Here is a 15,763-nt window from a genome sequence, read left to right on the forward strand (position 1 = left end):
TAAGATTTGTTTATCTCTTAAAGTGAGATGAATATATTTATATTAAAGAGAGAGTGATTTTATTTTTTTTATTTAAATAAAATGACTCTTCTTTTTCTTTATTAATAATAACACCTTTATAACGCCTTGGTTTCAAATTTATCTCATTGTTATTAATTACTCTTTAATTACAAATTATATTTAACTCACCAAATCTAGACCCCAATCACAGATCTCTCTCAGACTATTCAAATGACGAAAAACAGTTCGTTATTTACCAAGAATGAATAAATTCCCCTACCCAGAATAAGGTCATTACAGACGTAAACACCCGCAGAAAAGCGATTGAGTAGGTATTTATGACCTTATTAGAAACGACAGTTGAAGAATGTCTAAACAATATTGTAAAGCAATATGCTTCACAAATAGCGTTGATTGAAAACCAAAGTAAAAAAACACTCACTTGGCAACAATTACAACAAGAAGTGAATACCGTTGCGCGTGGTTTTTTAGCCATTGGTTTAAAAAAAGGTGATCGTTTAGGTATTTGGTCTGCTAATAGTAAAGAGTGGATTATTTGTTTTCTTGCGGCTGCTCAAATTGGTGTTCCTGTTGTTTGTATTAACTTCCATTTTAAAAAAAGAGAGTTATTCGATTTATGCCGATTAACGGGTATTAACGCATTATGTTTTTCAGATGGCTTTAAAAATAATGATTTTATTGAGGTGGTTAATTGCCTTGCTAAAAAATCAACTGAAAATAATGACGTATTACCTCAGTTATTTATTAGCATGGGAAATAAGAACGCAGAAAAAAGCTGCTCTTTATCGCAATTAAAAGAAAAAGCAAAACAGATATCTGATGCGGCTTATCAACATGCGGTTACCCAAGTCAATGTGAAAGACTTACTGACAATTCAAATGACCTCAGGCAGTACGGCAATGCCGAAAGGTGTCATGTTAAGTCAATATAATGTCATCAATAATGCCATGTTATCAGCGCAACGATTAGGCGTAACACATAACGATGTGATTTGTTTAGCCGTACCTCTCTTCCATTGTTTTGGACTCTCTTCCTGCCTCTTCTTTGCGTTAACAACTGGATGCAAACTGGTTCTTTTAGATAATTATTGTGCGGAAGATGTTTTAAGAGCGGTACAAAATCATCATTGCACCATTATGCATGGTGTCCCAACAATTTTTAGCCGTTTAATGAAACATGAGCAGTTCTCTCATTATGATTTGTCCAGCCTTAATAAAGGCATTATTGCAGGGGCAAGTTTTCCACCCGCCTTAATCGATGACATCGATAACATCCTCGGGATGAAAGGGATCACGGTCTCTTATGGTCAAACAGAAGCCTCTCCTTGTTGTACTCAAACATTACCTAATGATGATTTAGCGATAAAACGCAGTTCTATTGGTAAACCTTTGCCTTTTGTTGAAATGAAAATCATTAATCCGAAAACGGGTAGGCCTATGCCCGTCGGTATTTTAGGTGAGATTTGTACGCGCGGTTTCCATGTGATGATGGGATATGACAATGCCCCAGATAAAACGCAAGAAGCGTTAGACGAAGAGGGATGGTTACATACCGGCGATATCGGTTGTGTCGATGAACAAGGGAATTATCACTATGCCTATCGCATGAAAGAGATTGTGGTGCGTGGTGGTGAAAATATCAGCCTTTGTGAAATAGAAGAGGCGCTTGCGGAATATCCCGGTGTTGATGCAACAAAAGCGTTCGGTATTCCGTCTGCTGATTTAGGCGAAGAAGTGATTGCCGCTATTTGTGTGCAAAAGGGGCACACCATAGGTGAAAACGAATTACGTGAATTTCTACAAGCGCGACTGGCTCGCTACAAAATCCCCAAAGAACTCTATTTCTTTACGCAGTTTCCTCATACCCCTTGCGGAAAAATTGATGTGCAAGCGCTGAAATTGCAATTGGGTTATGGCGTTTCACTCAAGGATGAAAACACCAAAGTAGCGGGTTAAATGACAACGGATTTATCCACATTCTGACAACAGCAGTATGAAGTCTAAAAATAATTAGGAGAAAAAATGACAAGTCGTAAAGCACTGGAAGGCGTCACCGTAGTTGAGTTGGCGACCTTTATCGCAGTACCCGCAGCAGGCCGTATTTTAGCTGATATGGGGGCGAACGTAATTAAAATTGAATCCCCAAGTGGTGATAATTTACGCTACACCGCACCGACAGAAGGTCGCCCATTAGATCAACATGAAAATACCAGTTTTGATTTAGAAAATGCCAATAAACGCGGCATTGTGTTAAATACCAAAACAGAAGCAGGCAAAAAAATTCTGTTTGAACTGTTAGAAAAAGCGGACATTTTCTTAACGAACTGGCGTCCTGGCGCAAGAGAACGTGCAGGCCTAGATTATGAAACCTTAAAACAACGTTTTCCAAAATTAGTTTATGCCAGTGTGACTGGATATGGCGATGAAGGCCCAGATAAAGACCTACCGGGATTTGACTACACGGCTTTCTTTGCGCGTGGTGGTATTTTAGGTTCGCTGTATCAAAAAGGTACTGTGCCAATGAACGTGATCCCCGGCCTTGGCGATCACCAATGTGCATTAGGTTTAGTGTCAGGCGTATTAGCCGCCTATATCCGTGCTAAAAATATAGGTCAAGGTGAGTACGTTTCAACTAACTTGCTACATACCTCAATTTATACCCAAGCGATTATGATCCAAGCGGCGCAATATCCTGAATATGGTCAGCCTTATCCTATTGATCGCCGAGATACCATCAGTCCATTTATTTTAGCTTATAAGACTAAAGATGATCGCTTTATCCAAGTCTGTATGCCGGTTTATGACGCTTACTACCCAACCTTTATTTCGTGTATTGGTCGCCCTGATTTAGCCGAAGACACTCGTTATACCCATCTACAAGAAGTGGCTAAAAATAATCGTTCACCTGAGTTGTATGACCTCATTTGGCAACAAGTTGAGCAAAAAAATGCATCAGAGTGGGCGGATATTTTTACCAAAAACGACATCCCATTCAGTATTGCTCAAACATGGGAAGAAGTGTTGGAAGACAAACAAGCTTGGGCTATCAACACCTTCTACAACATGAAATACAAGAATGGCAGTGAAAAAGCCTTAGTGCGCCCACCAATTGATTTCTTAGAAAGTGGCTTACCTGAATATCGCCGAGGCCCTTTGTTAGGTGAAGACACACCGTCTGTATTAGCGGAATTAGGGTATAGCGCCGAAGAAATTGCCAACCTTGAAGCCAATAAAGATGTGATGACGTGGAAAGAATAATCCACTTACTTTTTTAATTTTCAGGAGAGCAAAGGCATGCAACAAGACATTTTCACAATGGGCGTTGATATCGGATCGTCTGCATCAAAATGCATCATCATGAAAAATGGTGACGCGATTGTCGCGAAGTCATTGGCATCAGTCGGTGCTGGGACTTCTGGCCCTGAAAAAGCGATCAATGAAGTATTGCGCCAATTTGGTGGCGATCTCAGTCAGATCAGCTGGATCTGTGCTACGGGTTATGGCCGTAATTCGCTGAAAGAAGCCAATAAAGAGGTGAGCGAGCTAAGTTGCCATGCGAAAGGCGCACACTTTCTTTTTCCGGGCGTAAAAACAGTGATTGATATCGGTGGTCAAGACGTTAAAGCACTTCATATGGATGGTGCAGGCCGTTTATTAAACTTTGTGATGAATGACAAGTGTGCCGCAGGTACAGGACGCTTTTTAGATGTGATGTCACGCGTATTAGAAACCAAGATTTCTGAACTTGCACAAGAGGGCGCAAAGTCCACTAAAAAAGTCACTATTAGCTCAACCTGTACCGTGTTCTCTGAATCAGAAGTGATTTCTCATCTCGCGAATAACGAAACAATACCCGACGTCATTAATGGTATTCACCGCTCTGTGGCTAGCCGTATCGCAGGCCTTGCGAAACGTGTAGGTGTTGAAGCTCCTGTTGTTATGACAGGCGGTGTTGCCAGCAATTTTGAAGTTGTTCGTTATGTCAGCGAAGAGTTGAACGCCTCTATCGCCACCTCTCCTTTATCACAATACAACGGGGCGATAGGTGCCGCCATTTATGCCTTTGAAGCGTACCGCCATCAACTGGAAGACGATGCGTTAACAATAGGAACATCAAAATGAGCAATGTAGATATGAATGCGCCGGATTATATTCCTGCGAAAAAACGACTGCAAAAAATCGCGGCTGATGCTTATCAGCGTGCGTGGGATGCTAAAAACAGCGGTGAAAAAATAGGGTGGTGTGCCTCTAACTTCCCTCAAGAAATCGCTGAAACATTGGGTTTATGTGTGGTTTACCCTGAAAACCAAGCTGCCGCGATTGCAGCAAAAGGGGCGGGTTTAAGAATGTGTGAACATGCAGAAAGCATGGGATATTCCAACGATATCTGTGCTTATGCCCGCATCAGCCTCTCTTACATGGATATTAAACAGTGTGAAGAGATGGACATGCCACAGCCAGACTTCTTGCTGTGCTGTAACAACATCTGTAACTGCATGATCAAATGGTATGAAAATATCGCGTATGAACTGAATATTCCGATGATCCTTATCGATATTCCTTATAAAAATGATTATGACACGGACGATGTGACGGTGAAGTATGTTCAAGCGCAATTTGATGATGCGATTAAACAACTTGAAAAAGTGACTGGCAAGGTCTTTACCGAAGCGAAATTTAAAGAAGTGTGTGAAATCTCACAACGCACAGGGCGTGCATGGTTAAAAGCGGCAGAGTATTGCCAATATGAGCCGTCTCCAATGAATGGTTTTGACCTCTTTAACCACATGGCTGTTGCAGTTTGTGCACGCGGTAAATTAGAAGCGGCGCTGGCTTTTGAGCAACTGTGTGAAGAGATGGAACAAAATATCAAAGAGAAAAAATCGACTTATCGCGGTGAAGAAAAATACCGTGTTCTCTTTGAAGGTATTGCGTGCTGGCCTTACTTGCGTGCCACATCGACCCCATTAAAAGAGCAAGGTATTAACGTGACTGCCACCGTGTATGCCACTGCATTTGGTGTGATTTACCAAAACAGTGACGAAATGATGCGTGCTTATTCTTACGTACCTAACTGTGTCTCTGTTGAGCGTGCCGCAGATATGCGTATTGATGTCAGTCGTCAGAATAAAGTGGACGGTGCGATCATTCACGTTAACCGCAGTTGTAAGCTCTGGAGTGGCATTATGCCCGAAATTGAGCGCCGTATTCGCCATGAACTTAAGATCCCTACAGTGACTTTTGATGGCGACCAAGCTGATCCTCGAGTTTTCTCTGAAGCGCAGTATGTCACCCGTATTGAAGCATTAACTGAAATTATGGCTGCTAACAAAGCAGAAATGAAAAAGGGAGACATCAAATGAAAACATTAACGGAGAAGTTTGATGAGTTACAAGCGGTGGTGGATAACCCTATTGCTCAATTAGACGGTTTTATTCGCAGTGGCAAAAAAGTCATTGGCTGTTTTCCTGAATATACGCCAAATGAAATTGTGTATGCCGCAGGCATGGTGCCTTTTGGTATTTGGGGTGCAGAAGGGCGTGAAATCTCAGAAGCGAAGAAATATTTTCCTCCTTTCTATTGTGCGCTAGTGCTTTCTTCTCTTGAAATGGGCTTAGATGGCGCGCTAAATAAACTCTCTGCTGCCTTAATTCCTTCGCTTTGTGACACCTTAAAATGTTTAGGGCAAAACTGGAAATCGGGTGTACCCCAAGTGCCTTTTATTCAATTAGTCCATCCACAAAACCGTAAAACGCCAGCGGGTATTGCATTCTTAACGGAACAATACAAGAAAATTGCACTGCAATTAGGGGAAATTTCAGGTCAAGCGGTGACAGATGATGCACTAAAAAGTGCGATCCATTTGTTTAATCAGCGCCGTGCCGCGTTACGCGAATTTTCAGAGATAGCTGCGCTTCATCCAAACTTAATCACACCACAACGTCGTAATACGGTGATCAAAAGTGGCTATTTTATGGATGTTGTTGAGCACACAAAAGCCGTTGAAGCCATTGTTGCACAATGCAAAACCTTGTCTCCAGAACCGTGGAAAGGACACAAGATTGTTGTCACTGGCATTATTGCGGACAGCCCCTCTCTTTTACAAATTTTGGCTGATAACAAGATGGCGATTGTGGCAGATGAAGTGGCGCATGAGTCTCGTCAATTCCGCCAAGATATCCCAGAAAATAACGCACCTTATGAAGCGATGGCAGAGCAAATCGCTCAGCTTGAAGGGTGTTCACTTTTGTATGACCCAGAGAAAAAACGGGGTCGTTTAATTGCCGATATGGTGAAAAACACAGGTGCCGATGGTGTGGTCTATTTACTGACAAAATTCTGTGATCCTGAAGAATTTGATGCGCCTATTGTGAAGAAATTTCTCGATAGAGAAGGCATTCCTTCCATCATCATTGAAGTTGATCAGCAAACCAAAACGTATGAACAAGCCAGAACGGCACTGCAAACTTTTGCGGATGTGCTTTCTGCTTAACGGCATTCATCAATAGTCACAAAAGACCTGTGTGAATGGCGCAGGTCAATTGAACCCTAACACAAATAAGTGGGGCAATCATGGGTATTCTTTGTTTAGTCATTGGGCTAGCGATCTTGATGATTATGTGTATGAAAGGTATACACATTTTTATTTCTGTTTTTACCACCAGCCTTTTTCTTGCGGTGACTGCATGGCTTGTATCACCAGATATGCTTAATCCTGTTGATGCACTGTTACAAGTGTATACCGGCGGATTAGGTGGCTATTTTGGTAGCTTCTTCTTTATTTTCGTCCTCGGTGCCATTTTCGGTAAGTTAACGGCAATCAGTGGTGCGGCCGATAGTGTGGCTTCTTTTATTATTGGTAAATTTGGCGAAAAAGCCGTTATTCCATCGTTAGTCGCAGCATGTGCCATTTTGGCTTATGGCGGCGTTTCAGTTTTTGTCGCGTTGTTTACCGTTTATTCGATGATGGTGAGCTTATTCCGTAAAGCGAATTTACCACGTCGATTAATTCCTGCGGTTTATTTTGCGGGTGCGGGTACGTTTGTGATGATCATGCCTGGTTCACCACAAATTCAAAATCTGATCCCAATGAAGTTTTTAGGAACATCAGCCACCGCAGGTTTAGTACCTGGTATGTTGACCGCTGCATTTCAAATTACACTCGTTATTATTTACCTCACATGGCTCTTTAAACGCGTAAAAGCAAAAGGTGAAGGTTGGGTTGAAGACGACAAAACAGTAAAAGCAGATGAAGGTAATAAAAACCGTAAATTGCCAAATGTACTCGTTGCATTACTGCCAATGCTTATTCTGCTTGTCGTGCTGAATATTCTGAAATGGGATCCTGCTATAGCGCTGTTCTGCGCGATTATTTCAGCGTTACTTGTTTACTTACGCTATCTCGATTGGAAAAAGCTCGTCCCTAATTTAGCTGCAGGGACAATGGAAGGGGTGACCTCTCTCTTTAATACAGCCGTTATTGTTGGGTTTGGCGCATTAGTTATGACCTTACCTGCATTCAAAGAATCATTTCAAGCAATTGCACAATCTGGCCTTAATCCGCTGGTTGTCACCGCGATTTCAGTCGGCGCCTTGGTGTTTATCAGTGGTTCTGGCTCTGGTGCTTTAAGTATCGCCATGCCAATGATTGCCACGATGTTCCCTGCGGCAGTCGTTGATCAAGGCTCCTTACACCGTGTTGCTACCATGGCATCAATGAGTACCACGCCTCCATTTAACGGATTGATTATTACTGTCTTTAGCGTATGTGGTGTCAGCCATAAAGAGGGCTATGGCCCTGTGGGAACATTAACCTTAGCTATCCCACTGCTAGCCATGATGTTTATGTTGCTGCTGTACACCTTCTTACCTGCATCCATAGCGACGATGTAGAATAAAAACCATTAATGCGTGCGATAAGACGGCAAACGTGAAATCGCACGCCATAGAGATAACCCTAATATTCTCAGAGGAAAATAAACATGGATTTTCAGCTAACAGAAGAACAAGTCCTGATCCGCGATATGGTCAGAGAGTTTGTTGAAAACGAGATTAAACCAATTGCGGGTGCAATCGATAAAGAACACCGCTTTCCAAGTGAGAGCGTTGCCCCTATGGCTGAATTAGGACTTTTTGGTTTCAATATTGATGAAGCTTATGGTGGCACAGAAGCCGATGCCATTAGCTATGTTCTTGCTACCGAAGAGATGGCAAAAGTCAGCGCCTCTCACGCGATGATCATGGGCTCACAATGCTCATTAACTGGCCCAATTATTCAGAAATACGCCGATGAAGAGACCAAAGCACGCCTATTACCCGGTGTAGTTTCAGGTGAAAAATTAGGGTGTTTTTGTTTATCAGAACCCAGTGCAGGTTGTGATGCGGCGGCTCAAGAAACAACGGCAGTACGTCAAGGCGATAACTACGTGATCAACGGATCTAAATTGTGGATCACCGCAGCCCCTCAAGGCGCATTCTTTATCGTGTTTGCCATGACAGATAAAAGCAAAGGTGTAAAAGGGATCACTGCATTCTTAGTTGAACGTGATAACCCAGGTATGAGCATTGGTTTGCCAGAAGATAAAATGGGCATGAATGGATCGGAAACCTGTTCTGTCAGTTTCAGTGATTGCGTTGTTTCAGCCAGTGCCATGTTAGGTGAAGAGGGTAAGGGTTTTAATATCGCGATGGAAACCTTAGACGGTGGGCGTTTAAGCTGTTCTGCACTGGCATTAGGGATCGCACAAAGTGCGCTAGATGCCACCATTACTTATACCAAAGAACGTATTCAGTTTGGTAAACCCATTGCTGCAAACCAAGGTATTCAATGGGTATTAGTCGATATGGCAACCCGTGTTGATTGTGCTCGTATGCTGGTTTATCGCGCGGCTGCCGCCAAAATGGCGGGACTACCTTATACCCGTGAATCGGCACAAGCCAAGCTTTACGCCGCAGAAGCTGCCACGTATGTGACACAAAAAGCGGTTCAACTCCATGGCGGTATGGGCTACACCAAATCCTATCCTGTGGAACGTCTGATGCGTGAAGCAAAACTCACCGAAATTTTTGAAGGCACAAGTGAAGTGCAACGCATGGTGATCGCTAAGCATATTTTAGCGTAATGACATTAGGATCTTATTAATTTGCTCCATTGAGCAAAACGGAGAATGTGAATTATGAAACTTATTGCCTGCTGTAAGGTTGTTCATGACGAACAAGACATCACAACACGGCCTGATCGTACACTCGCAACCGATAATGCGGGTTTAAAAATTAGTTTATATGACTTGAATGCTATTGAAACCGCAGTAGAAATTGCCTCTACTCTTGGTGATAGCACTGTAACTGCATTAAGTGTGGGTACAAGTGCAATGGTTGAAAACGCGAAGATCAAAAAAGATATTTTATCGCGTGGCCCTGATGCATTAACACTGGTTGCTGATGATGCGTGTAACGCCCTTTATTCAACGGATACCGCCAATATTATTGCGCAAGCAGCAAAAAAAGTCGGTTTTGATTTGTTAGTTTTTGGTGAAGGCTCGGGCGATTTATATGCTCAACAGACAGGTTTAGCCGTGGGTGAATATTTAGGTCTACCTTGCGTGAATGCGGTCAACAAAATCACCGTTGAAGGCGACAAAATTATTGTTGAACGTGATTTAGAAAATATCACTGAAGAACTTGAACTGACGTTGCCTGCAGTTGTGTGTGTAACATCAAGCATTAACACGCCAAAACTCCCTTCAATGAAAGCTATTTTGGGCGCGAATAAAAAGCCAGTTGAGAAACTTGGCTTAGGGGATATCGGTGTTGATGTTTCAGCACTGACTGTGGTGCAAACACAAGTGTGTGCACCTGAGCAATCGGATCGTTTAGGTATTATTTTAGACAGTGATTCAGATGAAAATATTGCCACTTTTGCTGAGCATTTACGCCAAGCGGTTAATCAATAAGGAGATTAAAAATGGCTAGTTTACTCCCTACGACCTTTGTTTATGCCGAGAAAGCGGATGACTTAGCGAAGCTGATTGCGTTTGCGCGTGGTCTTGGTGAAAAGGTTAATGTGTTATTTATCGGTGATGATGAAAGTACACGCGAATGTGTCAGTCTTGGCGCCGATTGTGTCTATTGTTTTGCACCACAAGACGGTGTGATTGCCGAAGATTATGCGGCCTCTTTTGCTGAAATTATTAAAGAAGCAGGTGCTAATGCATTGGTTTTATTAGCATCATCAAAACGAGCAAAAGCCATTGCGGCTCGCCTAGGTGTTACGTTAAAAGCGGGTGTTGTCAGTGATGCATTAAGCTTGACCGTTGAAAACAATACCGTGATCGCAACACACCAAGTTTATGGTGGTTTAGCCCATGCTAAAGCGGAAATTCGCTCACCGTATGCTATTGCTACCGTTGGCAGTGCATTAGATGTGGAAGTCATTACAGATGCGCCCAATGCATCCGTGGTACAAGGCACCTTTGTCGCCCCTGCGCATCCATTAAAAGTGTTAGCACGTAAGCCAAAACAAGGTAGTAGCGTTGATTTAGGTAAAGCGCATTGTGTTGTAGGTGTTGGACGTGGTTTTGGTAAGGCAGATGATATTGCACTTGCGTCAGCATTAGCGAAAGCCCTTCAAGGTGAAGTGGGTTGCTCACGTCCTATTGCTGAAGGTGAAGGTTGGATGGAACACGATCGCTACATCGGTGTTTCAGGCGTGACCTTAGGTGCTGATGTTTATATTGCTGTCGGTATTTCAGGACAAATTCAACATATGGTGGGTGTGGATAGAGCGAAAATTATTGTTGGTATCAACAAAGATAAAAATGCGCCTATCTTCAATATGGTGGACTACGGAATTGTCGGCGACCTCTACAAAGTGTTACCTGCATTAACAGCAAAACTTGGCGGCTAATCCCCGTCGGTCGCTTAGTGAAAGTGTGCTAAGCGACCACACATAATAAAAGGATAGAAAAGTATGTCAGACGATATTTTTGACGCCATTATTGTGGGTGGTGGACTTGCTGGTGGTACTGCTGCCTATGTATTAGCACAAGCAGGGTGTGATGTTTTAGTGGTAGAGCGAGGTAATTTCGCTGGCAGTAAAAACATGACAGGTGGGCGTTTATACGCACACAGTCTTGAAAAAATTATTCCCAATTTTGCCCAAGAAGCGCCTGTTGAGCGGCTTGTGACACGCGAAAAAATTTCCATGCTAACGGAAACTGACGGCGTCACTTTAGATTATCAACACACCCAGCAAGAAGAGGGCGCGGCGCGCTCTTATACTGTATTGCGTTCTTCATTTGATCAATGGTTAATGGAAAAAGCGGAAGACGCTGGCGCACAGGTGATCACGGGTGTTCGTGTTGATGAAGTGTTAGTTAAAGACGGCAAAGTATGTGGTGTTAAAGCGGGTGATGATGAAATTGAAGCTCATGTCGTGATTTTGGCAGATGGTGTGAATTCACTATTAGCCAAACAGTTAGGTATGACGCAAAAAGTAAATCCTCATACTGTTGCCGTGGGCGTTAAAGAGTTACTCGAATTTACCCCTCAACAAATGGAAGACCGATTTGGTTGTACTAATGATGAAGGCTTAGCGTGGCTTTTTGCGGGAGCGCCATCAGGCGGATATTTAGGCGGGGGATTTTTATATACCAATAAAAATACGGTTTCTTTAGGCCTCGTTTTAGGGCTACATAATGTTGATAAATTTGAAAAAACGGTTCCTCAATTATTAGAAGATTTTAAACAACATCCGGTTGTTGCACCGCTTATCAAAGACGGCAAATTATTAGAATATTCAGCGCATATGGTGCCAGAAGGTGGCATGAATATGGTGTCTGAATTAGTGAAAGACGGTGTTTTAGTGGCAGGGGATGCCGCAGGATTTTGCCTTAACGTCGGTTATACCGTAAGAGGAATGGATTTAGCGATTGCTTCAGGTGAAGCGGCCGCAAAAGCGGTATTAATGGCGAAAGAGCAAAACAGCTATAGTCAGAAAGAGTTGAGTTGCTACCAATCTTTATTAAATGACAGTTTTGTTATGAAAGATATGAAGTTATACAAAGACTTACCTTCTTTCCTCGATAACACAAGATTCTTTACGGATTACCCGCAAATGGCGGCAAATGTCATGCATGACTTATTTGTGATTAATGGCCCAGAAAAACCTGTGCGTAAGAAAATATTGTCTCAAGTGAAGAAAGTCGGTGTGATGAACTTAATTAAAGATGGCTTTAAAGGAGTGCGTTCTTTATGAGTCAAGTCAACGTAGACGTTAAATTAGGCGTCAATAAATTTAATGTGGATGAAGAAAATCCGCATATTGTTTTAAAAGATGATATCGATCCTGCACAATTTGAAATCTTAATGAAAGCGTGCCCCGCAGGGCTATATAGAAAAGATGACAAAGGGCAATATCTTTTTGATTATGCGGGGTGTTTAGAGTGTGGTACTTGCCGAGTGTTATGTGGTGAGACAATTTTAAAAAAATGGGAGTATCCATGTGGCACATTAGGCATTGAGTTTCGTTACGGTTGATGTGATACCTTTTATCCCCCCCTCTAGAATAACCTCCAAAATATAAGCTAGAGGGGAGATAATTAATCTATTTATCTCAACGAGTGTATTTTTCGATACTCGGATGGTGTCATAAAAAATTCAGATTTAAATTTTCGACTTAAATTAGAAATATCACTAAACCCACATTCATAAGCTAGTTGTGTAATATTTTTCTCTGCTAAAAGCGGGTTAACTAACGCCGTTTTATAATTCTCAAGACGTTTTTGGTAAATCCAACGAAGTACGGAGGTATTTTGTTCTTTAAATAACATCTGTAAATAGCGCACTGAGATCCCACAAGCCTTTGCACATTCATTCACGCTTAAATCAGGATCAGAAAGATGTTGCTCAAGATAGTGTTGAGCAAAATAAAATAGGGTTGATCTTCCTAAGCTTTGCGGTGGTGTCGCTATACTGTATTCACTGAAAGCAGACGTAATTAAATTCAATAAAATATCGGCAAGTTGTTGTGCATGTTGTGGTGGCATTGAATCTAAGAACGGAATGTAGCGCATCACAAAGCTATAAACGAGAGAGCCGGTAATACTATTACCACGTATCGCTCTTGCGGTGAGATTTTGGGTATTACCTAAACGGGATGCCAGTTTCTCCCTTGGGATCAAAATTTTAAATAATGAATAATCGTTATCAAAAGACCATGATACGGGTCTTGCCATATCAAAAATACAGAAATCACCTTGTCGTAGAAATGCGGTTCTCCCATCTTGAGTAAGATGGCTGGTTCCTGAACGTTGTATCTCAATTTGAAAATGCTCTTCTAAGCTGAGTTTATGCGTTAAAGGACGGCTACTTGCCCAGTGCCCATTAGACTCTAGCTGAATAAAGCGAATATTTGTCACCTTCTGCTCGACAATATTGGCATAAAATCGAGAATGAGGCGGTAATTCGACTTCATTGCATTCATAAGACGATAAAAAGCGGTCTTTTATTGTATCCCTGAATACGGAAAACCGATCTACGTCAGGGAGTTCCCGAGTCGTAAACATGCTTTTCATAGTACGCCCACTTTTATTGAAAGTATTTTGTTGTGTTGCTCTCAATCTAGTATAAAAATGACTTAAACCAGACAAAAATAGAATAATTTTTTCGATAACTTTAATCTAAAAATTAGAATAGTACGCTTAAATAATTATTAATGAAGATATCTATTATCTTCCTTGTTAATAAATTGAAGACTATATATTTAAAAATTTTTAATTTATTTAAACTAAAGTCATGTAAATTATAGAGTTAATTTATAGCATTTTTGATGCTATCATTTCTATGCTATTAATCCTAAGTTAATTTCCTATCTTTAGAGAGAGATCTCATAAATAGATTAAGAGTGATTCTTATTAATATCTCATTTATTTCATTCTTTTCAGAGTGTGAGTTAATATGGATTTTATGTACTGAATATAATTGGTTGTTAATAAGATGGTTTTTTATAGTTAATAACATTTTTAATTATAATATGGAAATAACATGCATTAATAATATTATTTTAATTTAATTTATTAAATAATTAATTTATTAAAAACAATAAGGTTTGAAAGCAAATTTTACTGTTTAATGTTTTAAAAATAAGATTATTTGTATATTTTAAATCTAATATAGAAAATATGATAGATATATTAACAGTCTGATATTGGTTCTATTTAATACAATAACTAATTAAAAGGTATAATATATCTATGTCAGTAGCATTAAGAAAAGAATATTTAGATAATTATAAAAATGAATTTCTAAAGAAATATACTGATATTACCCTTATTAAGGAACAACAAACTAACTCAAAAGAGGTTTTTACTTTTTTTAAAGTAGGGCAAGAGATTGCTACTGTTATCCTACACTATAAAATGAACGGGCTAACTACGATACAATATAAAACAGGTAAAAATCATCAACTTGGAAGGTTTTTTTATGATTTCTTAATCTCTAAGTGTGATAATAGTGAGTCTAATACTGTAAATTTGACACTAAAGGGAATATCTCAAGAAAATATTAATATGATTATTAATGATTTGAAGAATGAAAAAATAAAAGGTAAGAAAGCATTTGAAATAATACTTCATAGATTAAATAATTACACAATTAAGTATGAAATAAAATGTCCTCTATATAGAGAAACACTGACATTAAATTATTTTTTTACAACAAATAAAATTACCATTCAAGGTAGAGCTCTATTTACTTATCGGACAATTAGTTATTATATTTCTATTTTATTAGATCAAGCATCTTTATTAAGTGTTGTTGAAAAAAACGATAATGAAAATAGGATCTTGGTACATGAAGAGGTTGCTAATCAACACATTGAAATGATATTACCCGATGTGTATAACCGCTTAGATGAGACATATAGAAATTTGCTAGTTTCTTCTTATTTTGTGAAACTGGCGACGCCTGAACTACCTGAATATTCAATGCTAGTTTATGCTGATTTAAGAGTATTAGAAGGTATTATTCGAGAAGTGATGATGCGTCATGAGCTTTATACTAGCAGTGAACAATTAGATATTGGTTCATATTTCGATTGTAGTCATTCTATAACTGAACTTCATGATTGTTATCACGAAAAATTTACTACTAAAATAGTCACTTGTTTGGAAGCTTGTTACCATTTTTATCGTAAAAATAGGCATAGCTTATTTCATATGGGAGAAACAGGTTTTGAATCTAGAACAATAGATACTCTTGGTGAAGTAATGAGATTAAGTTATGAAATTATTGGGCTTATTAATGAATTATATAAGAGTTGTGATAAATTATGAATTTTGAAATTAAGCAAATTGATAACCAAGTTGTGGTGTGCAGTACTAGTTATGAAAATCCACTTTATGAACTGACGAAGGTCGCTCAAGAGTTATTTTTACTTCATTATTCTGGAGAGGTTATTTTTGACCTATTATGTGTGAATGGTGTAAGTAAAAATCGTTTTATTTCTATTATATTTGATGCAAAAAATGGTTTTGAACAACAATCAAAAAAAGTATTTAAATCCTATTTTTTAGAAAATATACAAAATAAATTTTATGCTAAAAAAGCAGACTATTTATACAATTCTGTTTTGGCGAAAGAAACTGTAGATTCTTTCCTTCAAGTATCTTACCAAGTTAAAGAATAGAGAACTTACATACTTACGTTATAAGTTCTCTATGGTGAATAAAGTTACTTTTTAATTA

Annotated in this window: 14 protein-coding genes; 13 read left to right on the forward strand and 1 reads right to left on the reverse strand. The window is 39.8% G+C overall.

Annotated features, from left to right (window positions below; translation table 11 throughout):
* Positions 1-338 precede the first annotated feature (338 nt).
* The 11 genes from INT04_RS07765 (at position 339) to INT04_RS07815 (ending at position 12,557) form a co-directional block, all read left to right on the forward strand.
* Positions 339-1,976, forward strand: coding sequence for an AMP-binding protein (locus tag INT04_RS07765; RefSeq protein WP_193015580.1), 1,638 nt, complete (start codon positions 339-341; stop codon positions 1,974-1,976).
* Positions 1,977-2,042: 66 nt separating this feature from the next.
* Positions 2,043-3,278 carry a CaiB/BaiF CoA transferase family protein gene (locus INT04_RS07770; RefSeq protein WP_193015581.1) on the forward strand — a complete coding sequence of 412 codons (1,236 nt, stop codon included), beginning with the start codon at positions 2,043-2,045 and terminating at the stop codon, positions 3,276-3,278.
* Positions 3,279-3,314: 36 nt separating this feature from the next.
* Positions 3,315-4,142: an acyl-CoA dehydratase activase gene (locus INT04_RS07775; RefSeq protein WP_226894023.1), complete on the forward strand. Its 828-nt coding sequence runs from the start codon at positions 3,315-3,317 to the stop codon at positions 4,140-4,142.
* The gene (locus tag INT04_RS07780) at positions 4,139-5,383 is read left to right on the forward strand and encodes a 2-hydroxyacyl-CoA dehydratase subunit D (protein WP_193015582.1); all 1,245 of its coding nucleotides are present in this window, start codon (positions 4,139-4,141) and stop codon (positions 5,381-5,383) included. The genes INT04_RS07775 and INT04_RS07780 overlap by 4 nt, the downstream gene beginning before the upstream one ends.
* Entirely contained in the window at positions 5,380-6,513 is a 1,134-nt protein-coding gene (locus INT04_RS07785; RefSeq protein ID WP_193015583.1) for a 2-hydroxyacyl-CoA dehydratase subunit D, read from the forward strand. Before INT04_RS07780 ends, INT04_RS07785 begins: the two co-directional genes overlap by 4 nt.
* A gap of 80 nt (positions 6,514-6,593) precedes the next feature.
* Positions 6,594-7,913: a GntP family permease gene (locus tag INT04_RS07790; RefSeq protein WP_193015584.1), complete on the forward strand. Its 1,320-nt coding sequence runs from the start codon at positions 6,594-6,596 to the stop codon at positions 7,911-7,913.
* Positions 7,914-8,002: 89 nt separating this feature from the next.
* A complete protein-coding gene (locus tag INT04_RS07795) occupies positions 8,003-9,142 on the forward strand; it encodes an acyl-CoA dehydrogenase family protein (RefSeq protein ID WP_193015585.1) in 1,140 nt (379 codons plus the stop codon).
* Positions 9,143-9,196: 54 nt separating this feature from the next.
* The gene (fixA, locus tag INT04_RS07800) at positions 9,197-9,973 is read left to right on the forward strand and encodes a putative electron transfer flavoprotein FixA (protein WP_193015586.1); all 777 of its coding nucleotides are present in this window, start codon (positions 9,197-9,199) and stop codon (positions 9,971-9,973) included.
* An 11-nt stretch (positions 9,974-9,984) separates the two neighbouring features.
* On the forward strand, positions 9,985-10,926 hold the full coding sequence (locus tag INT04_RS07805) for an FAD-binding protein (RefSeq protein ID WP_193015587.1): 942 nt from the start codon (positions 9,985-9,987) through the stop codon (positions 10,924-10,926).
* A gap of 63 nt (positions 10,927-10,989) precedes the next feature.
* Positions 10,990-12,276: an FAD-dependent oxidoreductase gene (locus INT04_RS07810; RefSeq protein WP_193015588.1), complete on the forward strand. Its 1,287-nt coding sequence runs from the start codon at positions 10,990-10,992 to the stop codon at positions 12,274-12,276.
* A complete protein-coding gene (locus INT04_RS07815) occupies positions 12,273-12,557 on the forward strand; it encodes a ferredoxin family protein (RefSeq protein WP_193015589.1) in 285 nt (94 codons plus the stop codon). Before INT04_RS07810 ends, INT04_RS07815 begins: the two co-directional genes overlap by 4 nt.
* A 71-nt stretch (positions 12,558-12,628) precedes the next feature.
* Here the strand turns inward: INT04_RS07815 and INT04_RS07820 are convergent, their stop codons facing one another.
* Positions 12,629-13,594 carry a helix-turn-helix domain-containing protein gene (locus tag INT04_RS07820; protein ID WP_193015590.1) on the reverse strand — a complete coding sequence of 322 codons (966 nt, stop codon included), beginning with the start codon at positions 13,592-13,594 and terminating at the stop codon, positions 12,629-12,631.
* Between the two features lie 678 nt (positions 13,595-14,272).
* Between INT04_RS07820 and INT04_RS07825 the strand changes: the two genes are divergently transcribed.
* Together INT04_RS07825 and INT04_RS07830 are read left to right on the forward strand one after the other, a co-directional pair.
* Positions 14,273-15,352, forward strand: a complete 1,080-nt coding sequence (locus INT04_RS07825; RefSeq protein WP_193015591.1) for a type II toxin-antitoxin system RnlA family toxin — start codon at positions 14,273-14,275, stop codon at positions 15,350-15,352.
* Positions 15,349-15,705 (forward strand): type II toxin-antitoxin system RnlB family antitoxin, encoded by a 357-nt coding sequence (locus tag INT04_RS07830; protein WP_193015592.1) that lies wholly within the window; start codon positions 15,349-15,351, stop codon positions 15,703-15,705. Before INT04_RS07825 ends, INT04_RS07830 begins: the two co-directional genes overlap by 4 nt.
* Positions 15,706-15,763: the final 58 nt, after the last annotated feature.

It is taken from the genome of Proteus sp. FME41 (assembly GCF_014897315.1).
Classification (GTDB): domain Bacteria; phylum Pseudomonadota; class Gammaproteobacteria; order Enterobacterales; family Enterobacteriaceae; genus Proteus.